The 21466-nt window shown below is 64.8% G+C and carries 17 protein-coding genes; 9 read left to right on the plus strand and 8 right to left on the minus strand.

Annotated features, from left to right (window positions below; translation table 11 throughout):
• A complete protein-coding gene (locus CHB97_RS00540; RefSeq protein WP_089285991.1) occupies positions 1 to 621 on the minus strand; it encodes a LysE/ArgO family amino acid transporter in 621 nt (206 codons plus the stop codon).
• A gap of 75 nt (positions 622 to 696) precedes the next feature.
• Between CHB97_RS00540 and CHB97_RS00545 the strand changes: the two genes are divergently transcribed.
• Positions 697 to 1590: a LysR family transcriptional regulator ArgP gene (locus tag CHB97_RS00545; RefSeq protein ID WP_089285992.1), complete on the plus strand. Its 894-nt coding sequence runs from the start codon at positions 697 to 699 to the stop codon at positions 1588 to 1590.
• A gap of 15 nt (positions 1591 to 1605) precedes the next feature.
• Here CHB97_RS00545 and CHB97_RS00550 read toward each other — a convergent pair whose 3' ends face one another.
• A complete protein-coding gene (locus tag CHB97_RS00550) occupies positions 1606 to 4827 on the minus strand; it encodes a glycoside hydrolase family 15 protein (RefSeq protein WP_160105438.1) in 3222 nt (1073 codons plus the stop codon).
• 190 nt (positions 4828 to 5017) lie between these two features.
• Here CHB97_RS00550 and malQ point away from each other — a divergent pair, with 190 nt between their 5' ends.
• Complete coding sequence (malQ, locus tag CHB97_RS00555; protein WP_089285994.1) at positions 5018 to 6526, plus strand: 4-alpha-glucanotransferase; 1509 nt, start codon at positions 5018 to 5020, stop codon at positions 6524 to 6526.
• 39 nt (positions 6527 to 6565) lie between these two features.
• Here malQ and CHB97_RS00560 read toward each other — a convergent pair whose 3' ends face one another.
• On the minus strand, positions 6566 to 8368 hold the full coding sequence (locus CHB97_RS00560; protein WP_089285995.1) for a patatin-like phospholipase family protein: 1803 nt from the start codon (positions 8366 to 8368) through the stop codon (positions 6566 to 6568).
• Positions 8369 to 8566: 198 nt separating this feature from the next.
• On the opposite strand from CHB97_RS00560, the gene CHB97_RS00565 reads away from it, so the two are divergent.
• Complete coding sequence (locus tag CHB97_RS00565) at positions 8567 to 10147, plus strand: lysine--tRNA ligase (RefSeq protein ID WP_089285996.1); 1581 nt, start codon at positions 8567 to 8569, stop codon at positions 10145 to 10147.
• Positions 10148 to 10194: 47 nt separating this feature from the next.
• On the opposite strand, the gene CHB97_RS00570 is transcribed toward CHB97_RS00565, so the two are convergent.
• Complete coding sequence (locus CHB97_RS00570; RefSeq protein WP_089285997.1) at positions 10195 to 10374, minus strand: DUF1289 domain-containing protein; 180 nt, start codon at positions 10372 to 10374, stop codon at positions 10195 to 10197.
• Complete coding sequence (locus CHB97_RS00575) at positions 10371 to 11375, minus strand: NAD(P)/FAD-dependent oxidoreductase (protein WP_089285998.1); 1005 nt, start codon at positions 11373 to 11375, stop codon at positions 10371 to 10373. The genes CHB97_RS00570 and CHB97_RS00575 overlap by 4 nt, the downstream gene beginning before the upstream one ends.
• A 279-nt stretch (positions 11376 to 11654) precedes the next feature.
• Here CHB97_RS00575 and CHB97_RS00580 point away from each other — a divergent pair, with 279 nt between their 5' ends.
• The 5 genes from CHB97_RS00580 to CHB97_RS00600 all read left to right on the plus strand — a co-directional run bounded on the left by CHB97_RS00580 (position 11655) and on the right by CHB97_RS00600 (position 16088).
• On the plus strand, positions 11655 to 13145 hold the full coding sequence (locus CHB97_RS00580; protein WP_089285999.1) for a HAMP domain-containing sensor histidine kinase: 1491 nt from the start codon (positions 11655 to 11657) through the stop codon (positions 13143 to 13145).
• Between the two features lie 306 nt (positions 13146 to 13451).
• Positions 13452 to 13916 carry a spore coat protein U domain-containing protein gene (locus CHB97_RS00585; RefSeq protein ID WP_244559335.1) on the plus strand — a complete coding sequence of 155 codons (465 nt, stop codon included), beginning with the start codon at positions 13452 to 13454 and terminating at the stop codon, positions 13914 to 13916.
• A gap of 203 nt (positions 13917 to 14119) precedes the next feature.
• The gene (gene prfA, locus CHB97_RS00590) at positions 14120 to 15202 is read left to right on the plus strand and encodes a peptide chain release factor 1 (protein WP_089286000.1); all 1083 of its coding nucleotides are present in this window, start codon (positions 14120 to 14122) and stop codon (positions 15200 to 15202) included.
• A 62-nt stretch (positions 15203 to 15264) separates the two neighbouring features.
• Positions 15265 to 15693, plus strand: coding sequence for a thiol reductase thioredoxin (locus CHB97_RS00595; protein WP_089286001.1), 429 nt, complete (start codon positions 15265 to 15267; stop codon positions 15691 to 15693).
• 68 nt (positions 15694 to 15761) lie between these two features.
• Complete coding sequence (locus CHB97_RS00600; protein WP_089286002.1) at positions 15762 to 16088, plus strand: RebB family R body protein; 327 nt, start codon at positions 15762 to 15764, stop codon at positions 16086 to 16088.
• A gap of 179 nt (positions 16089 to 16267) precedes the next feature.
• On the opposite strand, the gene CHB97_RS00605 is transcribed toward CHB97_RS00600, so the two are convergent.
• The 3 genes from CHB97_RS00605 to CHB97_RS00615 all read right to left on the minus strand — a co-directional run bounded on the left by CHB97_RS00605 (position 16268) and on the right by CHB97_RS00615 (position 19427).
• A complete protein-coding gene (locus tag CHB97_RS00605) occupies positions 16268 to 17281 on the minus strand; it encodes a LacI family DNA-binding transcriptional regulator (RefSeq protein WP_200819761.1) in 1014 nt (337 codons plus the stop codon).
• Positions 17282 to 17422: 141 nt separating this feature from the next.
• On the minus strand, positions 17423 to 18466 hold the full coding sequence (locus CHB97_RS00610; protein WP_089286003.1) for a lipid A deacylase LpxR family protein: 1044 nt from the start codon (positions 18464 to 18466) through the stop codon (positions 17423 to 17425).
• Positions 18467 to 18581: 115 nt separating this feature from the next.
• Entirely contained in the window at positions 18582 to 19427 is an 846-nt protein-coding gene (locus tag CHB97_RS00615) for an alpha/beta fold hydrolase (protein WP_089286004.1), read from the minus strand.
• Between the two features lie 179 nt (positions 19428 to 19606).
• On the opposite strand from CHB97_RS00615, the gene ggt reads away from it, so the two are divergent.
• Positions 19607 to 21391, plus strand: a complete 1785-nt coding sequence (gene ggt, locus CHB97_RS00620; protein ID WP_200819762.1) for a gamma-glutamyltransferase — start codon at positions 19607 to 19609, stop codon at positions 21389 to 21391.
• Positions 21392 to 21466 lie beyond the last annotated feature (75 nt).

Genomic DNA, 21466 nt, shown 5'->3' on the forward strand with positions numbered 1-21466 from the left:
TTACCCGACCACCCGCCAGACCAGCGACGCTGCCAGTACCAGCATGGTCAGCCCGACCAGCCCATCCAGCACCCGCCACGCCGCTGGCCGGGCGAACATCGGTGTCAGCATCCGCGCCCCATAGCCAAGGGCGGTGAACCAGCAGAAGCTGGCCGCCACCGCCCCGGCAATGAACAGGGGGCGCAGTGCTTCCGGCTGGGCGGAACCGGCGGCGCCCATCAGCAGCACCGTATCCATATAGACATGCGGGTTCAGCAGGGTGAAGGCGGCGGTGGCGGCCAGGGCGCGGGGCAGCGTCACCCCATCGCCCTCGCCCACCGCCATGGCCTCCCCCGCCCGCAGCCGGCCCAGGGCGCGCAGCCCGTACCAGCCAAGAAACCCCGCGCCCGCGATGGCCAGCAGGTCGGCCAGTTGTGGCAAGGCGGCCAGGAAAGCCCCCAGCCCCAACACACCTGCCGTGATCAGCAGCGCATCCGCCGCCGCGCAGAACAGCACGATGGGGCCGATATGTTGGCGTCTTAACCCCTGGCGCAACACGAACAGGTTCTGCGCCCCGATCGCCATGATCAGGGCGGCGGACAAGGCGAAACCGGTGAGGAAGGGGGCGAGGCTGTATGTCATGACCCCAGCGGTAATGCCGACAGAGTGGTTCAGTAAAACTTGTTTTTCTTACCCTGATGAAGCCATGCTTCATCCATGCTTGATTACCCGGCCCTGGCCGCTCTGGCCGCCATCATCCATGAAGGCAGCTTTGAACGCGCGGCGGCGGCGTTGGGCATCACCCCGTCCGCCGTGTCCCAGCGCGTGCGCGGGCTGGAGGAACGGCTGGGCACCATCCTGGTGGTGCGCGGCCAGCCCTGCATTCCCACCGATCTGGGCCGCGCCCTGGTTGCCCATATGGACAAGGTGCGCCTTCTGGAAGCCGATCTGGCCCCCTTGCTGAAACCGGAGGTGCAGGGGGCGGCCGCCCCGCCCACGCTGCGGCTGGCGGTGAATGCCGACAGTCTGGCGACATGGTTCCCCGCTGCCGCCGGCCTGTTCGCCTGCCACAATGCCGCCCTGCTGGACCTGACCCTGGATGATGAAGCGCATACGGCCGAACGGCTGCGCGCCGGCGACGTGCTGGCCGCCGTTACCGCCGACCCGGAACCGGTGCAGGGCTGCAAGACCCTGCCGCTGGGCCGTCTGCGCTATATCGCCTGTGCCAGCCCCGCCTTCATGGCGCGCTATTTCGCCCAGGGCGTGGATGCCGCCAGTTTGGCCCAGGCCCCTAATATGCGGTTCGACCGGCGGGACCATTTGCAGGCGCGCTGGGCCCGCGATGCCTATGGCATGGAGCTTTCCGCCCCGCCGCACTGGGTGCCCTCCACCCAAGGCTTTCTGGATTTCACCCTGGCGGGGCTGGCCTGGGGGATGCACCCACTGATGCTGGCCGCCCCGCATCTCGCCGCTGGGCGGCTGGTGGAACTGCCGCCGCGCCGACCGGTGCATGTGCAGCTTTACTGGACCGTCACCCGCCTGCAGGCCGCCCCCCTGCGGGCCCTGACCGCCGCCGTGCGCAAGGCGGCGGGGGAGGGGCTGGAGGGGTAGGTCATAGCCCCGCTTTCACGCCGCACTGGCCACCGGCGCCACCACGCCGGCAAGCGTCAAGGCGGCCATGGCTAGATGTTCGGCGGCCAGCACGGGGGAAAGGTTGTAGAAGGACTTCCAGGCCAGGGCGCCCAGGGGATCGTCATGGCGCGGGTGCAGCAGGCGCCAATGGCGGGCCACCGCCTCGGCGATTACCTTGTCGGTTGACAGCAGGCCGGGCCAGCGCACCGCCTGATGCACGGCCAGCACTTCCGACATGGCCCACAGCGCCTCCACCGTCAATTGCCGGTATTCGGGGTTCAGGATACGGTCTAGCCGCCATTCCACCTCCCGCGCGAAATCGCGTTCCGCCGGGGTGCTGTCGGCGCGCAGGGTGGCGCTGCTCAACCGGTGGTCGGGCTGGGAGGCGTCGGCGATGGCCAGTTCCTCGCAATGGCGCAGCACGGCCCAGACGCGCATGAAGAATTCATCGGGCACCGGCAACAGCGTGCCGGTGACATCGCGCCAGCCCCACCAATCGCCCCCGGCCAGGGCATGGGCGGCCCAATGGTCGCTTTCCAGGGCGAATTCCGGCCGTTCCACCGCGCAATTGCGCGCCAGCACCGGCAGGCAGAAATCCCCCGTCATGCCAGGGCAGCGGGAAATCAGCCGGCGCAGCCGCGTCAGCATGGCGTGCGGCCCCTCCGCCTTCAGCAGCTCCAAAGCCTGGGCGTCCGACAGGCCGCGCTGGCGGGCCAGGGACCGGCAGAGCAACCCCAAAAGCTCCGCCGGGCGGGCCGACAGCGTGTAGCGGAACAGTTCCGGGCTGGCCTTGATCAACATGCCGCTGAACAGCAGCATTTCTTCCCGCAGCATGATGGTGGCACCATCGCCGCCCAGGGCCGCCAGCCGGTTGGCAATGGTGGCATTGTCCACCGGCCGGTCAACCAGGGAACCGTGATCGTGCCAGGCCCCGAACATCACATGTTTCTGCCGGACAACGATTTCCTTCACCGCATCCTGCAACCGCTCATCATGGCGGCCCAGCAGGAAGGCCAGCGGGCGCACGATATCCCAGCGGTCGGCCCCGCCGGCCGCCCGGTAGAGCCGTTCGGCCATGACCAGCAGGCTGGGCCCACCCGGATGCGGCTGGAAATCCCGCCCCTGACGGTGCCAGAGCAGGCTGAGCATCGCCAAGTGCCGGCCGACATGCCGTTCCTCCGGCAGGTTATGGGCCAGCCAGGGCGTATCCGCCTCCTCCAGCCGGGTCTTTTCCTCCGCCGTCAGCGCCGGGGCCGCCAGATCAAACACATCCCCCACCGGCGCCGGCCGCACCGGCCGCGCGGTGACCGGGCAGGAGGGGGCGGTATCCTGTAGCGAGACGATGCGGGCAGCGGCATAGCTGTCCGCCAGATCGCCGCCGCGCACAAACGTATCCGGCACATTGCCGTTGCACAGGTCGGTCAGGGTGCGCGCCAGCTCCTCAAACGCCCCCCCAGTCGCCATGGCGCGGGTGACGGGGAACACCATCAGCGGCGGCTTGGTGAAGGTCCAGGTGCGGTTGATATAGGCCACCTCCGACAGCAGCCGTTCCACCAGGAAGCGGTTATCGAAGGTGAAATAGAACCCATCCTGCTCATCGACAAAGGTGGGGATGATGACGGTGGGCTGCCCGGCAAAGCGATAGCCGCAGCCGGTGATCAGCGTGCCCAGCCGGCGCGGCGGCCGGCCCGACAGGCCCAGCGGCGGGCAGCTCCCCAGCTCCGCCAGCGCGCCCACCAGCACATCGGCATGGCAGATATGGATGGACTGGCCGGCCTGATCCAGCGTCTGGCACCACAGCCCATGGTCACGCAGCTTGCCCCGCACCTCCGCATCCTCGGCCAGCACCACCAGACGCAGCGGCACCGGTGGTTTGGGCTTCAGCTTGGCGCGGCGGTTCAGCGGGTCGATATCGCTGGCGGACAGGAACCCCTCATCCAGCAGCAGCCCCATGATGAACAGGCTCTGCGCCCAGAGCAGGGGCACATTATCATTGGGGATGCGCGCCTGGCTGCCGGGATGGGCACGTTCAGCCTCCACCGCTGCTTCCGGTACGATGAACAGTTCCGGTAGCAGGGCGTCAGCGTCGCGCTGCACCAGCAGCTTTTCCAGCTTGTCCCGGTAATCGGCGGCGCTGCGGGCATCGCCCGTCAGCAGGGCGGTGACATAAAGATAGGTGAAGAACAGCGGCCATTCGCTTTCAATGCCGCGAAACCGCTCCAGTTCGCCCGCCTCGTAATGCAGGCGGGCATGGTCTTCCAGCACGGTCTGGTGCCCGTCGCGCAGGAATCGCTTGCAGCCATAGGGGCCGGCCAGCTTGCCCAGGATTTCGGCGCGTGTACGCTCCACAATCTCCGGCACATCCACGGCGAAGGCGGGCCAGCCAATGACGCCCAGCAGGGCGGCATCCACCTCTTTCGATCCGCTTTCGCGGGGCAGCAGGGCTTCCAGCGTGGCGCGCGCGCGGGCGATCTCATCCGGCACGGCATGGATCACCGCCACGCGGCCGCCATCCTCCCCGAACAGGTCCAGGCCCTGAATGGCCTCCAGGGCGGCCTTGGCCATGCCGATGGAGCTGGCATTCAGCTCCACCGCGCCGTCATTGATCTTGCGCCCCCGCTCCCAGATGCCGAAATCGGCGATGCGATAGGCCGGGCCGATATAATGCACAAGGTTCTGGACAAAGGCCACCTCGTCCATCGTGTAGATCAGGTTCATGCCACAGCGCGTCATCTGCGCCAGCATCAGCAGGAACAGGGAGGTGGCATCAATCTGCAGGTGCCCCCAGCCATCATCGGCCGCCACCGCTTCCCCGGTGGCGGCGGAATATATCGCGTGCAGACTGTCCAGCGGCGCCTGGGTATGTTTGAACCGCTCCACCTTGGCGGCCTGTTTCATCATGGCCTGCAACAGGCCGCGCATGGTCTTGATGACGCTCTGTTCCAGCAGGCGGGCGCGGGCGGCACTGTCGCCCCGGCGGCGCAGGGCCAGCGCCAAGGCCCAGGGCCCGATGATGGAATAGACATTATCGCGCACCCAGGCATGGGTGTAATTGCCATGCACGGTAATGGCGGTGCTGGCCGGCAGCAGGCCGGTCACCGGGTGCTGGCGGGACAAGATCACCCGGTTCACATGGTCGAACAGCCGGTCCAGCGCCTGCTTAGACGCTTCAACCCCGGCTTTGCCCACCCCACGCGGCAAGGGTCCATCCACCATTCCCCATCCCCTCAAACCCGTTCCGGTACCATTATTCCGGCTGTAAAGAAGACTGTAACAGGAAACCGATGCGTGCAACCGTTGCATTGCACCATGCGATACGAAATCATGGGGTGCCGGGGCGGATCGCGCGCCGGCAGCGTTCATTCATCCGCCTCCCTTCCCCCTGTCCCGGAAAGCTTGCCCGCAGATGATCGACCAGCGCGCCAGTGGCATCCTGATGCATCCGACCTCCCTGCCCGGCGGGCATGGCATTGGCGATCTGGGGCCGGCGGCCCGGCGCTTTCTGGAACAGCTGGAAATGGCGGGGCAGACGGTCTGGCAGATCCTGCCGCTGGCCCCCACCAGCATGGGCAACAGCCCTTATTCCGCCCTGTCCAGCTTTGCCGGCAACCCGCTGCTGATCAGTTTCGACGATCTGGTGACCGATGGTTTTGCCCCTGCCAGCCTGCTGGACGGGCTGCCAGGGAATGAGGCCCCGCGCGTGGATTATGACCGGGTGGCCGGTGCCAAGCTGGCAGCCCTGGATCAGGTGGCCGATGCCTTTCTGAAACGTCCGCCGGAAGATGCGGAATGGGGCGATTTTGAGCTGTTCCTGGCCCGCAACGAGGCTGAATGGCTGGATGATTTCGCGCTTTACACCGTGTTGAAGCAACGCCATGGCGGCTCCGCCTGGATGGGCTGGGAACCGCTGCTGGCCACGCGCGATCCGGTGGAACTGGACGCGGCGCGGGAAGCGCTGGGCCATGAGCTGGCCAAGGTGAAAGTGATCCAGTTCCTGTTCTTCCGCCAATGGCAGCGGCTGAAGGCGGAGGCCAACCGCCGATCCATCCGCATCATGGGCGATCTGCCGATTTTCGTGGCCGGCGACAGTGCCGATGTCTGGGCCAACCGGCATCTGTTCGAGATGGCAGAGGATGGCAGCCCCACCCTGGTGGCCGGTGTACCGCCCGATTATTTCAGCGCCACCGGCCAGCGCTGGGGCAACCCGCTCTACCGCTGGGACGCGCACCGGGCAGAGGGTTTCGCCTGGTGGCACCGCCGCATCCTGAAGACGCTGGAAACGGTGGACATGGTGCGAATCGACCATTTCCGGGGCTTCGAAAGCTATTGGGAAATCCCGGCATCAGAGGAAACCGCCATTAATGGCCGTTGGGTGCCGGCACCGGGTTATGAGCTGTTCCAGTCCCTGCGCGACCGGTTCGGCGAACTGCCGATCATCGCCGAAGATCTGGGCATCATCACCGCCGAGGTAGAGCGGCTGCGCGACCATTTCGGCTTCCCCGGAATGCGGGTGCTGCCCTTTGAATGGGGCGATCATTTCGATCCCGGCCAGTACGATCCCAACCGTTACAGCGCCAACAGCGTCTTCTATACCGGCACGCATGACAATGACACGATCATGGGCTGGTTCAACAGTTTGGGCGGGCGCGACAGTGATCGCGGCCGCACCATCCTGCATTATCTGGGCAGCGACGCCTGGGCCCCGCAATGGGATTTCATCCGCTTTGCCCTGGGCGTGAATTCCCGCCTGACCATCACGCCCTTGCAGGATGTGCTGGGCCTGGGCACAGAGGCGCGGATGAATATACCGGGCCTGCCCGATGGCAATTGGGGCTGGCGGTTGCAGGCGGAATTGCTGACCGACGGGCACCTGACATATCTGCGCCAGCTGACAGCGGCGGCCGGGCGGGTGTGAGGGCTGGGGGCCGGCTGCCCGGCCCCCGGCTCTACGGCATCACAGATCCCATTCCTTTTTCTGCGCCGTCAGATATTCCTCCGCCTCGCGGCGCAACGCGCCATAGCCGAACAGCGACAGGCCCAGGCGCACCAGGGTGCGGGTCAGCCAGCCGAAGCCGGCCGTCAGCGCCGTACCCAGGGCGCGGGCGCGCCGTTCCACCTGTTTGGCCACGGCGGCGGGGTCGACGGCGCCGACCGGCCAAGGCTCTTCCTTCTGTTCGGGTATCTTGTAGCGGGGATCGATGCTCACCCCGCCGCCATCGCGCAGCAGCGGGATGATGGGCAGGAAGCGCTTGCCATGTTCGTTCAAGGCGACCTTGCCATCATAATCCAGCGCGTAATAGGCGGCGGCAAAGGGCTTGTCTTTCCAGTTCTTGAACAGCGGATTGTCTTCCGGCAGGACCATATGATCCAGCAGCAGCTTTTGCGCGTTGCGGCGGCCCAGCATAAAATCATGCACCCGCTGCCGGCGGGAAATAAAGCCGCCGAACCCGCCCAGAAAACCGCAGGCCAGACTGTATTTTCCCTTCACCGGCTTGCCCGCCTTGGGCACCACGATGAAGCGGCTGAAGACATTTTCCACATTGGCCAGGATCAGATCCTTGGCGTTGAAGCGGGCCTGTTCCTTCATCACCGACAGAAGATTGACCAGGGCACGGGTGACGGTCAGGGCTGACGCCTCTGCCGGGCCGTAATTCGGCACTTCCGGGAAGGGGTTCACCATCAGCACGCTGCGCGTCGCCTCGTTCCCCTCCCGCGGGTTCTGCCCGCAGCCGCCGGCCAGGATATCATGTGCCACACCGAACGGGTCATTATCGATCACCCCGCCATCAATGCCGGCATAGGGGCGGGGCTGGGTATAGGCGGGGTCTGTCCGGCCCGGCCAGTCATTGCCCTGCGGCGGCACCACCACCAGATCATCGCCGTCGGGGAAATAGACGCGATAGGTGTAATCTTCCGGCTTGGCCTGCATCTGGCGCGGCGGCAGGCCGATGGGGAAGGCGCCGCTGGCAATGGCCGCATCGGTCAGCCGGGTCCAGTCGCCCCCGGGGCTGGGCGGGCCGGACAGGGGCTGTTCATCGGGGAAGGCCGGCTGTTGCTGCGGGCTGCCCGGCACCGCCACGGCAAAGCGCGCCTGATCGCCATGCTGCATCATGCCCTGGCCGGCGGTACTGTTGGCAAAGGGCACGAAATAGGGCACGCCGCGGCTGTTGGTCTGGGTCAGGATCACCCGCAGCGGGTCGGCCAGCCAGCGCCGCTTGATGGGGGGCAGGGTGCTGGCATCGGCCAGGGCACGCTGGGCGATGATGGGCAAGACGCTGCCATCCAGCAGCGACTGCGGCGCTTGTCCCTTGGCGATATCCGTGTCCGCCAGCAGATTGGCGATGCCGATGCGGTTGACCCAGGTATCAAAGATCGGGTTGCCGGTGGGCTGTTCCCCGCCGCCGGGATTGGGGTCGCTGGCGAAATGCTTGAAATCACGGTCGCGCAGCACGGCCAGCAGGGCGGCGTTGATGGCACCGGCCGATGCCCCCGTCAGCACCCGCACCAGCACCTTATGGTCGGGGATAAGATCGCGCATGGCGGGATCGTCCATCGCCGCCTGCCAGGCATCCAGCGCCTGCACCAGGAAATCCATCACCCCGGCAATATAGGCCCCGGCAGAGATCGCCCCGGCACTGGTCAACCCCAGCTCATAGGGATCGTCGGGCAGGTTGGGCTGTGGCCGTACCGGCGGCGACAGCTCCGCCACGGGGAAATCACGTTCCTGTTCTGATGCGCGAAGAATAACCCCGGACATTGTGGTCCCTCCCCTTCAATCTGCTTTCCATTCTTTTATAAGACGGGAATGATTGCAATATTTTTGCTACCCCAGATAATCATTGGTCATGCTGTACCCCTTGTCCGGGTATGCCCGCCCCGGCTCGGGCGGTGATTGACCGTCGGGCGCAGCCGACCTAGGGTGCGGGCGTTATGTACAACCCCTTGGTCATTGGTGATGACGATGAGCGATCAGGAACTGGCATTGGCGGCGAAGGCTTGGCCGTTTGAGGAGGCGCGCAAACTGGTCGCGCGCCTTGGCGGCAAAGCCCCGTCCAAAGGCTATGTCCTGTTCGAGACCGGTTACGGCCCGTCGGGCCTGCCGCATATCGGCACCTTTGGCGAGGTGGCGCGCACCACCATGGTGCGCCGCGCGTTTGAACGCATGGCCCCTGGCGTGCCCACCCGCCTGTTCGCCTTTTCCGATGATATGGACGGCCTGCGCAAGGTGCCGGACAATATCCCCAACCGCGATATGGTGGCCCAGCATCTGGGCAAGCCGCTGACCAAGGTGCCGGACCCGTTCGGCACGCATGAAAGCTTCGGCCATCATAACAACGCCATGCTGCGGGACTTCCTGGATCGGTTTGGCTTTGAATATGAATTCCAGTCGGCCACCGACTGGTATACGTCCGGCCGCTTCGACCATGCCCTGCTGGCCGTGCTGCGCCACTATGACGAGGTGATGGCGGTGATGCTGCCCACCTTGGGTGCTGAACGTCAGGCCACCTACAGCCCCTTCCTGCCCGTCAGCCCCTCCTCGGGCCGCGTTTTGCAGGTGCCGCTGCTGGAACGCAATGTGGATGCCGGCACCATCGTGTTTGAGGATGAAGACGGCAAAAAGGTTGAGGTGCCGGTTACCGGCGGCCATGTGAAGCTGCAATGGAAGCCGGACTGGGCCATGCGCTGGTTCGCGCTGGGCGTTGATTATGAAATGGCCGGCAAGGATCTGATCCCGTCCGTCGAACTGGCCGGCAAGATCGTGAAGATCCTGGGCGGCACCCCGCCGGAAGGCTTCAATTACGAGCTGTTCCTGGATGAGAAGGGCCAGAAGATTTCCAAGTCGAAGGGCAATGGCCTGACGATGGAGGAATGGCTGCGCTATGCCCCGCCGGAGAGCCTGGCGCTTTACATGTTCAACAAGCCGCGCGCGGCCAAGAAGCTCTATTTCGATGTCATCCCGCGCGCCGTGGATGATTACCTGACCTTTGTGGAGAAGTTCGACGCGGCCGAACCGGCGCAGAAGCTGGAAAGCCCTGTCCACCATATCCATAACGGCATGGTGCCGAACGCGGTGAAGGGCACGGCGGGCCTGACCTTTGGCCTGCTGCTGAATCTGGCCGGTGCGGCCAATGCCGAAAGTGCCGATGTGATGTGGGGCTTCATCCGTCGCTATGCGCCGGGTGCCAGCCCGGAGACGGCACCGTTCCTGGATAAGCTGGTGGGCTATGCCGTCACCTATTACCAGGATTTCGTCAAGCCGACGAAACAGTACCGCGCCCCGACGGAACAGGAACGCGCTGCCATTGCCGAGTTGCGCAGTGTGCTGGCCGGGCTTGCTGCCGACACGCCGGCCGACCAGTTGCAAAATCAGGTGTTCGAGGTCGGCAAGAAGCACGGCTTCACCGAGCTGCGCACCTGGTTCCAGGCCCTGTATGAGGTGCTGCTGGGCCAGACCACTGGTCCGCGCATGGGCAGCTTCATCGCGCTCTATGGCGTGACTGAAACGGTCGCCCTGATCGACAAGACGCTGGGCTGAGTGTTCATCCCCTCCCGGCGGGGGTTTACCCCGCCGGGAGGTGTTTTCTACTTTCGTGTTTCCAGCGCCGCCCAGACGGCGCGGCGTTCATCCGGGGTCATGCTGCCCCAGCCGGTGATCTCTGCCACCGTGCGGCGGCAGCCGGTGCAGAAACGGCCCTGGCGGTCCAGGGCGCAGCGGCGCTGGCAGGGGCTGGGCACATAATCATCCGGGTCGGGGATGTTCATGCCGCACCCATCGCCCCGGCCAGGTGATGGCCGCTGAGGAAGGCGGCCTCTGCCCTGGCATCCAGGCACCAATCCCCTGCCACCCCGATGCCCAGTGTTTCATCGAACAGGAAGCCATCGCGCAGCGGCCGGCTGGGCAGGGCATACCGCCAGCGATGGGCGGCGATGAAGGCCGGTGCGGCGTCAATACCGGTGGCGGCTGCAAAGGCGGCCCGCAGCGGCCCTGTCACCTGCTCGGCGGTTTCTTCCAGATGGCGCTGTGACCAGTCGGGGCTGGCATGGGCCACCCAACTGGCAGCCCCGCCGCGCCCTGGCTTGGCGCCATCATGGGCGATCCAGGACAGCGGCCGATTCTCCCCGCCGGCGGCGGCGATGAAGGCGGCATCCCAGCCAATATCCGGCACCGGCCCGGCAAAGCCCAGCATCAGCGCCCAGCAGGGGGCCAGGATGGCCGTTCCCGCCTGTTCGGCCAGGGCCGGGGCGGGGGCACGCAGCAGGTCCACCACCTGCGGGGCCGGGATGGCCAGCACCAGCCGGCCGAAATGGCCCAGATCGCCGCCATCCTCCCCCAGCAGGTGCCAGTCACCCGGCCCGCCGCTGATGGCGGCCACCCGCGTGCCCCAGCGTGGGGCACAGGCGGCCGGCAGGTCGGCGGCCAAGCCATGGATCAGCCCGTTCATGCCGGGCGTGCCGACAAACCGTTCCACCGGATGCGGGCTGATGCCGCCATCGCTTTCCAGCCGCACGATGCGCCCCTCCCAGCGGGCGGCATGGCCGGCGCGCAGCAGCCCGGCCATCACGGCCTGAAAGGCCGGATCGCGGGCGGTGACGAACTGCCCGCCATGATCGAACCGCCAATCGCCGGCCCGGCGGGTGGAAAGCCGCCCGCCGGGCCCGCGCCCCTTGTCAAACAGCGACACCGCGTGCCCCACCGCCGCCAGCCGCCGTGCGGCGGCCAGACCGGCCAAACCGGCCCCGATGATGGCGATTGCGTGCGGCATGGTGCATGTCCTTTAAGGGGAGCCATATGATAGGGGCAAGCCCCGCGCATATTCTGATAATAGGTCGCCCGTGTGTGACCGCCAGCTGCTGCATACTGACTTTCCACTGTGGCAAACGGGGGCGATGGTTTTTCTACTTTGTGGATACGCATGGGCATTAACCGAAGCCCGATTGAGTGCTACTTATAATTCCAGATACCCCGCCTTCCCACCCCCCGTCCCAGGAACTTTCCGTTGCAGGACAAGCGTAGGACCGATCGCGGGAACGGGTCCCGGCCCGTGTCGCGGCTGTTTGGCCTGATCGGACACCCTGTCGGGCTGGCCGTGGGGCTGGCGCTGTCTTTGGCCCTGTTGATCCTGGTGGCGGCCCATGGGGTGGCAGTGCAGGGGCTGATCCCCGTGCCGCTAGTCCCGTCAGGCGGCCATGAATTGCCGGACCTGCTGCGCTGGCATCCGCTGGCCGATATTTTCTTTTGTCTGGCATTGGGCGTGCTGGTGGCGGTGCTGGCCCATGGGTTGAGGCTGGAACTGGCCACCCGCGCCCAGGCGCGGACACAAGCGGCGCTGGAACCACTGGCCGCCCGCATCGCCCAGCTGGAGGCCGAAAAGGCCGAACTGGCCGCGGCGGAGCGCAAATATCGGGACATGTATGAAAGCGCCCTGGAAGGGCTGTTCATCACCGACACCGAAGGCCGCTTCCTGTCCGCCAACCCGGCCCTGGTCAGCCTGTTGGGCTATGAGAGCGAGGCGGAACTGAAAAGCCGCATCGCCAATGCTTCCGCCGACCTGTATGTCGATCAGGAAAACCGGGCGGAGATCACGCGCACCGTCTTGAAGCAGGGCTTCACCGGCAGTATGGAGCTGGAGGTCAGGCGGCGGGATGGTACCCCCATCTGGGTGGCCCTGACGGCCCGCATCATCCGCGATGCTGCCGGCACCCCCATCGCCTTTCAGGGCGCGGCGCGCGACATCACCGAACGCCGGCTGGACCGTCTGGCCCTGGAACAGGCGTTGGCGGCGGCGGAAATGGCCAACCGCGCCAAATCCGAATTCCTGGCCAATATGAGCCATGAGCTGCGCACGCCGCTGAATGCCGTCATCGGCTTTTCCGAGATTATCGGCACCCAGGCGCTGGGGCCGATGGGCAATGCCAATTATGTTGAATATGCCCAGGATATTCATGATAGCGGCCTGATGCTGCTGGAACTGATCAACGACATTCTGGACCTGTCGAAGATCGAGGCCGGCAAGAAAGAATTGCAGGAACGGGTGGTGGATGTGCCCCGCATCGTCCGGGCCAGCCTGCGGCTGGTGCGCGAACGGGCGGAAAAGGGCGGGGTGGCCCTGGAAACCGACATGACCGAAAGCCTGCCGCCCGTGCGCGCCGATGAGGTGGCGTTGAAACAAATCCTCTCCAACCTGCTGACCAATGCGGTGAAATTCACCAAGGCCGGCGGCACCGTCACCTGTGGCGCCCGGCTGGGGGAAGGCGGGCGGCTGGAACTGGTGGTACGCGATACCGGCATCGGGATGCGGGAAGAAGATATCGCCAAGGCCCTGGAACCCTTCCGCCAGGTGGAAGGCAGCCTGTCACGCCAGGCTGGCGGTGTCGGGCTGGGTCTGCCGCTGGTACAGGCGCTGGCCCGGCTGCATGGCGGCGGCTGTCTGGTGAAAAGCCGCCTGGGCCAGGGCACCACCGTCACCGTCTGGCTGCCCGCCGACCGGGTGCAGGATCAGCCGCATCTGTTCCTGGCCGGCATTGGCGGCTGAAACCCGCCCCACCTGTCCCAAAAAGCCTCTTGAACGCCAATACCTAACTGAAAGGTTAGGTTATACCCCTGTGCCACGCGCAGTGACAACAGAGTATGACCCGTTGCATTTAGCAAAGTTTATATTCATGCAATTGCAAAATTCAACAATTTGCATATTGCAATACTTTCCCTTTAGCGTTTCTATCTGGAGACATGCATAATTTCAATCGTTTATGGTGTGCCACCCTCTTGGCATCGCAGGTGCAATCCTTCCTCGGCATGAAGGCGATAACGCCTCAGACACACTGAACCGATGGAGCTGACCATGCTGAAGACTTTCGCCCGCGCCGCTGTCCTGACCGTTGCCACCGCCGCTGCCTTCGCCGCCCCGGCCCTGGCGCAGAATGCCAACGGCACCATCCAGCTGCGCGGCAATGTCGCCCTGTCCTGCACCATCGCCGTTACCGACCTGTCGCAGTCGCTCTCCCTGAAGAATGGTGAGAACCAGAAGACGGTCGGCAATGTCACCGAGACCTGCAATTCCGGCAATGGCTACAAGATCACGCTGGCCTCCACCAATGCCGGCAAGCTGAAGTCCGGCAATAACGAGATCACCTATCAGGTCAATTACGACAACCAGGGCGGTGGCCTGACCTCCCAGATGGTGGTCGACCGCGCCAACGCCCAGTTCAACAAGAAGTCCGACCTGAAGGTTACCGTCCCGGCCTCTGACCAGTACATTGCCGGCGACTATTCCGACACCATCACCGTCACCATCGCCGCCAAGTAAGGCGCCCCCGGTCTCCATCGGCCATGCGGCCGGTGTGCCGCGTGGATCCCTTCACCCCCGTCCCGCCCAGGACGGGGGTTTTTTCGTGCTGGAAGACAGGGCCAAGCCACATGCCATGCCAAGGGGCGTGACCGGGGCCGCCGGATCGCCTATATCCAGTCACCGCTTTGTCATTTGCTGTTGCCGTGTCCGGGGGCCGTTCCTTGTCCGATTTTGAACAGAGATTTGGTGAGCCGCTGGCCCGCGTGATGATGCGCTTTGATGAATTGCGCGACGGGCTGGCCACGGGTGCCCTGGTGGGCGATGCCTTCGTCAAGGCCAGCCAGGAATATGCCGAGCTGGAACCGGTGGCCGCCGCCATTGCCGAGATGCGCCGCGCCCGTGCCGACCTGACCGACCTTGCCGCCATGGCGGAAGGTGAGGATGCGGAGATGCGGGCCCTGGCGCAGGAAGAACTGGCCGACGCTGAACGCCGTCTGCCGGAACTGGAACGCCAGGTGATGCTGGCCCTGCTGCCCAAGGATGAGGCGGACGAGAAGAACGCCATCCTGGAAGTGCGGGCCGGCACCGGCGGGGATGAGGCGGCCCTGTTCGCCGCTGAGCTGTTCGAGATGTATAAGCGCTATGCCGGCCTGCGCGGCTGGCGGTTCGAGGTGATGGAGATCAGCGAGACCGGTATCGGCGGCTATAAGGAGGCCAGCGCCACCATCACCGGGCGCAGCGTCTTCCGGCAGTTGAAATTCGAAAGCGGCGTGCATCGGGTGCAGCGCGTGCCGGCCACTGAAACCCAGGGTCGTATCCACACCTCCGCCGCCACCGTGGCCGTGCTGCCGGAAGCGGAGGAGGTGGATGTGCAGATCGATGAACGCGACCTGCGCATTGATGTGTTCCGCTCCTCCGGCCCCGGCGGCCAGTCGGTCAACACCACCGACAGTGCGGTGCGCATCACCCACCTGCCCAGCGGCATCGTGGTCAGCCAGCAGGATGAGAAAAGCCAGCACAAGAACAAGGCCAAGGCCCTGAAGGTGCTGCGCGCCCGGCTTTATGAGGCGGAGCGCCAGCGGCTGGCCAGCGCACGTGCCGCCGACCGCAAAAGCCAGGTCGGCAGCGGCGACCGGTCCGAACGTATCCGGACGTATAATTTTCCCCAGGGACGCATCACCGACCATAGAATTAATTTAACGCTTTATGGCAAGATTGACCGGTTCATGGCTGGCGAGATCGACGAGGTGGTCGATGCGCTGATCGCCCAGGAAGAGGCGGAGCGACTGGCCGAACTGCAATAGGCGGCCCTGCCGCGGCGTTGGCGACCCTGGTAACACCCTGTCCCAAATGGGGAGACACGCCCATGTCCGCCGTACCGCTGTTTTTTGACCAATTTCCCATGCGCCGCGTGACGGCGGCTGAACTGGATGCGGCGCTGGCGGAGGCCGATGCCCCGCCGCTGACCATTCTGTTCCTCTGGGGCCGCGATTGCCCCAATTGCGATATTGCCAAGCAGGCGATGCTGTCGGCGCCGCAGCGCTTTACCTGGCCGGAGGTGCGCTGGCTGCAGGATAATGTCTATGACGACCTAGACATGGCGCACCGGTTCGCCCTGCACGGCATCCCGGTCTTCTTCGTCTTTCGGGGGGCCAAGCTGATGGGCCGCATCACCAGCTGGCCCGGTCTGGGGGAATTCACCCAGGCCATCGGGCGGCAGATTGCCGCTTTGGGTGCCCATCCGCCCGCCAGCCATGATGGGCACCGGCCCTATCTGACCCTGGTGAAAGGATAGGCAGACATACGGCTGAAATCCCGCTAAGATGGTGAATGGCAGATGCCACACAGCCAAAGAGGGTAACCATGTCCGGTCAGCCGGTTAATGCGCAGATCACCGATGCCGTGACGCAGAGCAATGTGAAGGTGGTGGGGGACGCCCCCGCCGTGGCGTTGGGCAGCCTCTCTCAGGTCGAGGCCCATTCCACCGGCATCCAGTTTGAAAATGCCGCCAGCGCGCAGCAGAACATGCAGATCCCGATGGACACCATGGGCGTCACGGAGATTTACAGCATTGATAAGGCAGCAGCCGCTGCGGCGACCGAAAGGGTGGCGCAGACCGGGGTTGCCGATAACCTGACCAGCCTGCTGACTGTGTTGAATGCCTTCAAAGGGGGCAACGGCCAGTCCTGAGAGTCTGTCCGGAAAGTTATCCAGACTTTCGAAACCTTGCCCGTTCTCCACCGTCATTCCCGCGAAGGCGGGAATCCAAAATCCGAGCTGTCGTATGGATTCCCGCCTTCGCGGGAATGACGGTTAAGAGATTGGAAAAGAAATAAAAGTTCTTGGACGAACTTTGAGGCCGGGCGGCATCACGCCGCCCCGCAGGACCGGCGCAGCACCAGTTCGGCCGGCATGGTGGCGGAAGGTGTGTCCTCCCCCTCCATCCGGCGGAACAGCAGGTCCACCATCACCCGGGCCCCGCGCGCCAGATCCTGGCGCACGCTGGTCAGTGGCGGGCTGCTATAGGCGGCGACGGTGATATCGTCAAAGCCGATGACGGCCACATCGTCCGGCACCCGGCGGCCGGCGGCGGCCAGCGCCTTCATGGCGGCAATGGCGATCACGTCCGACACGGCGAACACGGCATCAAAGCCGATACCGCTGTCAATCAGATGGCGCATACTGTCATAGGCCGTATCCAGGGTGAAATGCGCCGGTTCCATCAAGGCGGGATCGGCGGCGATCCCGGCTTCGGCCAGGGCGCGCAGATAGCCTTCGCGGCGCAGGCTCACCTCTGGCACATCGGCCATGCCCAGAAAGGCGATGCGGCGGCGCCCCTGGCGAATCAGATGGCTGACCGCTGTATAGGCGCCGCCGATATTGTCCGACCCGACCGAACAATAAAGCTGGTTGGGCATATGCGCCCCCCAGACCACCAGGGGCAGATGGGTGCGGGCGGTGTTGTTCAGTGCCTCATGCTGGTCGCTCTGCCCGATGACGATCAGCCCGTCGGTGCGCTGCGACTGGATCAGCCGGTCCAGCCAGCCCGGCTCCGGCTTGGCCACCTTGCTCAGCAGCACATTATAATCGCGCGCGGTGATTTCATCAGCCAGCCGGCCGAACAGTTCAATGAAGAACGGGTCGGAGATCAGCTGCCCCACCTCATGCCCCAGCGGGATGACGACGCCGATGGTGCGGGTTTTCTTCAGGCGCAGGTTGCGGGCCTGTTCATTGATGACGTAACCCTGGGCCTGGGCGATGGCCAATATCTCTTCCCGCTTTGCGGCGGGGACCAGGGAACTGCCCGCCAGCGCGCGGGAAACGGTGGACACCGATACCCCCGCCAGCCGGGCGATATCCGCCATCTTGATCGGTACTGCCATGCCTGTTGCCGCCTTCTTCGCGTTCCACCCTTTTTAAACAGCATACAACCAGATCAGGTGGATGTCGCCGGAAGTTACCGATCGCTAGGTCCGATTCGGTAGTTTTATTGCGAAAAATTGCCAGATGATTCTGGAAGTTTGCTACCACTGCCAGGTCAGCGCCACGGCACCATATTGGTCACCCTTATCCTGGGTGGTGAATTCGCGGCTGCGGAACACATGGGTATAGGTCAGGCGCACATCATAAATATTGATGGCGATGCCGGCCTGCAGGTCGCCGACCCAGAATTTTCGGTCGACGCTGCGGCTGTCGCGGAATGTATTGCCATCCAGGAAGATGTTGCGCGCCACGCCCCGGCCGGACGCGCCGAAGAACACATACCAGCCGATGGGATGGGCGGCATCCGGTTCAAAGAAGCCGCTGCCGGGCAGCGATGGCTGGATGCGCGCCGGGCCGAAATCGGCCGGCAGGTGCCAGCCGGCGCGGAACATCAGCCCGGCATCGGCATAGGTGGAGACATTGCCCACCGCCCCGCCGACATGCGGCATCATATCGATGCCGAATCCAGCACCGCCCAACAGATCCTGCCGCCAGCTGCGCTGATAGGTCAGCACCAGCCCCGGTTCATTATGTAACTGGGTGTCCCAGCCCATGGGCTTGGGCGAATCGATCAGCTTATGGATGAATTTCTGCGCCGGCTCCGCCAGCGAGGCCGGGCCGATGACGCCCAGCGTCAGTTGCAACTGGTCCATCCGCTTGTTGTTCTCATTGATCAGCCCGACCGAGCCATGCAGCCAGCCGGCATAGGGCCGGTCGGTCTGGGGCGGATCGGCGATCTTGATATCGCTGGAGGTGTACATGTTCTGGCCCAGCGCGAAGACGGCGCGCAAATGGCCATCCTGGGCAAAGAAGGGCACCAGCCGGGCCCAATCCTTGGTCCAGTCCGGCACCCCGTCGCGCGCCGTCGTCCAGACCGCCTGCACGCCGTTGGTGTAGTGCCGGTCGATATTATAGAACAGATCGTTTTCCAGGATCAGCGTCAGCGTGCCTGTTTCCGCCCCCGCCGTGGGGGTGTTGATCTGCGGGGCGGCCGGGTCTGCCGGTCCCCTTTGCGCCAGGGCAGGGGCCGTGCCCAGCAGCAGGGCGCAGGACAGGAGGGCGGGCAGGCGGGGGCGCTGGCGCATGGTCGGCGTCACTTCCGTGATTTTGAGCGCTGTTCAGGTAACGGCAATGCGGGTAATGCCGGTCCAGGGCTATGACCGGCATCACTGCACTGCCATCGCAGCAGCGCTGCCGCCGTCAGACTTGCATGAACTCCCGCAGCAGGTCGAAGGTTCCCGCCGGCTGGTCGCGGAAGGTGCCATGCCCGCAGGCGGCAAACCGTTTCAGCGTCGATGTCGCCTTGGGCAGATGGGCGATCAGCTCTTCCGCCGCTTCCCAGGGGGTGATGGGGTCATCGTCACCGGCCAGCACCAGCACGGGGGATTGCGCCTTGCCCAGGCTTTTCCGGAAATCCATTCCCCACATCTCCCCATCAGGGCCGGAGAAATGTTCCAGCACCTGCGGCCGGACGATGGAGCGGGCACGCCCGATAATGCCGCCGGGGGCGGGGTTGACCGTGTAACAACCCATGCAGCTGTTGCTGTAGGCGGCCACCTTGTCGGCCCGCACGTCGGTCCAGAAATCCCGCGCGGCGGCGGCGACATCTGCCCCGGCGCGGCGGTCAAAGGCGTTGATGATCAGGTCCAGCCGCATCCGCGCGGCGGTGGAAGACAGGATGACCCCCGCCGCATGGCCGGGATGGCGTTCCATATAGGCCTGGGCGACGAAGCCGCCGAAACTGTTGCCCAGCACATAGGGCTTCTCAATTTCCAGCGCGTCGCAGAAGCCCTTCACATCATCGGCCCATTGCGCCAGCGTCCAGGTGGCGGGATCATCCCCGCCGCTGCGCCCCTGGCCGCGATGGTCGATATAGATCACCTGCGCCACGTCCGCCAACGCCCCGAAGGCCGGCTTGAAGGAGGCATGGTCGAACCCCGGCCCGCCATGCAGCAGAATCAGGGTCGGCCGCGCCCGCATCGTCTCGCCATCCGGCACCAGCTTGGCGCCTTCCACATCGAACCAGATCGGCGCACCATTCACCATCACCCGCACGGGACATACTCCTGCAATCGGTCATATTGCCAAGGGGACAGGCTGGCACAGCGCGTTGGGCAGGGCAATGGTTGCAGCACCCAAGGCGGCACCGTAAAATCTGCACAACTGCTTTCATAATCACAAAAGGGGCACAGCCCCGTCCATGCACAGGGAAGGTTTTTCGGACGATGCAATCCATCCATTCGCGCCGGCGGGCGCTGTTGCTGCTGGGGGCGACGACATTCATGCCGACCATCATGGGCGATCTGGCCGTCGCGGCCGAAGCGGGGAGCATTCCCCAGGCAGGCCGGGGTGACCGGCTGGTCGGGGCCAATTTCGCCGGCCGGTCAGAGGTGATCGCCCGCAATGGCGCGGCGGCCACCAGCCAGCCGCTGGCTACCCAGGTGGCGATTGCCATCCTGATGCAGGGCGGCTCGGCCGTGGATGCGGCCATTGCCGCCAATGCCACGCTGGGCCTGATGGAACCGACCGGCAGCGGCATGGGCGGCGACCTGTTCGCCCTGGTCTGGGACCCCAAGACCAACAAGGTGCATGGGCTGAACGCCTCTGGCCGCGCGCCCAAGGGGCAGAGCCTGGAAGCCTTGACCCAGCGGCTGGGGCCCGGCAAGCCCATCCCGTCGCACGGGTCGCTGTCCGTCACGGTGCCGGGGGCGGTGGATGGCTGGTTCGAACTGCATGGCAAGTTCGGCAAGCTGTCGATGGAACAGGTACTGGCCCCCGCCATCAACTATGCCCGCGACGGCTTCCCGCTGTCGCCTTTCATCGCCAAGGGCTGGGCCGGGAATTTCCGCCGGTTCGACCAGTTGGGCAGCGTGATCGAGGAATTGGAGAACGCCAAGAAGACCTATCTGATCAATGGCAAGCCCCCGGTGGCGGGGCAGATTTTCCGCAATCCCGATCTGGCCAATTCCCTGTCCCTGGTGGCCAAGGGCGGGCGCGATGCCTATTACAAGGGCCAAATCGCCCGCACCATCGATGCCTATATGAAACGCATCGGCGGCCCGCTGCGCTACGAGGATTTCGCTGCCCATCACAGCGATTGGGTACAGCCCATCACCACCAGTTACCGTGGGCATGATCTGTGGCAGATCCCGCCCAATGGCCAGGGGCTGGCCACCTTGCAGATGATGAACATTCTGGAAGGGTACGACCTGAAGGCGATGGGCCATAACAGCGCCGATTTCATCCATGTCTCGGTAGAGGCCAAGAAGCTGGCCTTCGCAGACCGGTCGCGCTGGTATGCCGATCAGACCTTCGTGAAGCTGCCCATCGAAAAGCTGATCTCCAAGGATTATGCCGCGCAGCGCCGGGGCCTGATCGATATGGCCAAGGCGGGTGCCCCTGAAACCGGCATCATGCCGGAAAGCCACGACACCATTTTCCTGACCACGGCCGACAAGGACGGGATGATGGTGGCGCTGATCCAGTCCAATTATCGCGGCATGGGATCAGGGCTGGTGCCCGACGGGCTGGGCTTCATGCTGCAGGATCGCGGCGAACAGTTCGCGCTCGATCCCAAGCATCCCAATGTCTATGCGCCCGGCAAGCGGCCCTTCCACACCATCATTCCCGGCATGGTGACCAAGGATGGCAAGGCCTTCCTCTCCTATGGCGTGATGGGCGGGGCGATGCAGCCGCAGGGCCATGTGCAGGTGCTGGTGAACATCATCGATTTCGGCATGAATGTGCAGGAGGCGGGCGACGCCGCCCGCTGGCAGCATGAAGGTTCCCCCGAACCGACGGGGGAAAAGGGCGATGGCGTCGGCACGCTTTATCTGGAACAGGGGATCGCACCCGATGTGGTGGCGGCGCTGAAGGCGCGCGGCCATAAGGTGGAGATCAAGCCCGGCCTGCATTATGGCAGCTACGAAGCCATTCTGCGCGACCATGCCAATGGCGTTTACCATGCCGGCACGGAAATGCGCGTGGATGGCAACGCGGCGGGTTATTGAGGCACGCCAAGGGGCGCGGCTTTGCGCTATCTTGTCGCCAAAGTAACGGGTTAACCATAAAGAACAGAAGGCAAT

Origin of the sequence: Azospirillum sp. RU38E (assembly GCF_900188385.1) — a bacterium.
Classification (GTDB): Bacteria; Pseudomonadota; Alphaproteobacteria; order Azospirillales; family Azospirillaceae; genus Niveispirillum.

What these genes read in the sequence shown, in the direction of transcription:
- CHB97_RS00540 (WP_089285991.1), bottom strand. Translation starts at nt 621, where the DNA reads ATGACATACAGCCTCGCCCCCTTCCTCACCGGTTTCGCCTTGTCCGCC.
- CHB97_RS00545 (WP_089285992.1), top strand. Translation starts at nt 697, where the DNA reads ATGCTTGATTACCCGGCCCTGGCCGCTCTGGCCGCCATCATCCATGAA.
- CHB97_RS00550 (WP_160105438.1), bottom strand. Translation starts at nt 4,827, where the DNA reads ATGGTGGATGGACCCTTGCCGCGTGGGGTGGGCAAAGCCGGGGTTGAA.
- malQ (WP_089285994.1), top strand. Translation starts at nt 5,018, where the DNA reads ATGATCGACCAGCGCGCCAGTGGCATCCTGATGCATCCGACCTCCCTG.
- CHB97_RS00560 (WP_089285995.1), bottom strand. Translation starts at nt 8,368, where the DNA reads ATGTCCGGGGTTATTCTTCGCGCATCAGAACAGGAACGTGATTTCCCC.
- CHB97_RS00565 (WP_089285996.1), top strand. Translation starts at nt 8,567, where the DNA reads ATGACGATGAGCGATCAGGAACTGGCATTGGCGGCGAAGGCTTGGCCG.
- CHB97_RS00570 (WP_089285997.1), bottom strand. Translation starts at nt 10,374, where the DNA reads ATGAACATCCCCGACCCGGATGATTATGTGCCCAGCCCCTGCCAGCGC.
- CHB97_RS00575 (WP_089285998.1), bottom strand. Translation starts at nt 11,375, where the DNA reads ATGCCGCACGCAATCGCCATCATCGGGGCCGGTTTGGCCGGTCTGGCC.
- CHB97_RS00585 (WP_244559335.1), top strand. Translation starts at nt 13,452, where the DNA reads ATGCTGAAGACTTTCGCCCGCGCCGCTGTCCTGACCGTTGCCACCGCC.
- CHB97_RS00595 (WP_089286001.1), top strand. Translation starts at nt 15,265, where the DNA reads ATGTCCGCCGTACCGCTGTTTTTTGACCAATTTCCCATGCGCCGCGTG.
- CHB97_RS00600 (WP_089286002.1), top strand. Translation starts at nt 15,762, where the DNA reads ATGTCCGGTCAGCCGGTTAATGCGCAGATCACCGATGCCGTGACGCAG.
- CHB97_RS00605 (WP_200819761.1), bottom strand. Translation starts at nt 17,281, where the DNA reads ATGGCAGTACCGATCAAGATGGCGGATATCGCCCGGCTGGCGGGGGTA.
- CHB97_RS00610 (WP_089286003.1), bottom strand. Translation starts at nt 18,466, where the DNA reads ATGCGCCAGCGCCCCCGCCTGCCCGCCCTCCTGTCCTGCGCCCTGCTG.
- CHB97_RS00615 (WP_089286004.1), bottom strand. Translation starts at nt 19,427, where the DNA reads ATGGTGAATGGTGCGCCGATCTGGTTCGATGTGGAAGGCGCCAAGCTG.
- ggt (WP_200819762.1), top strand. Translation starts at nt 19,607, where the DNA reads ATGCAATCCATCCATTCGCGCCGGCGGGCGCTGTTGCTGCTGGGGGCG.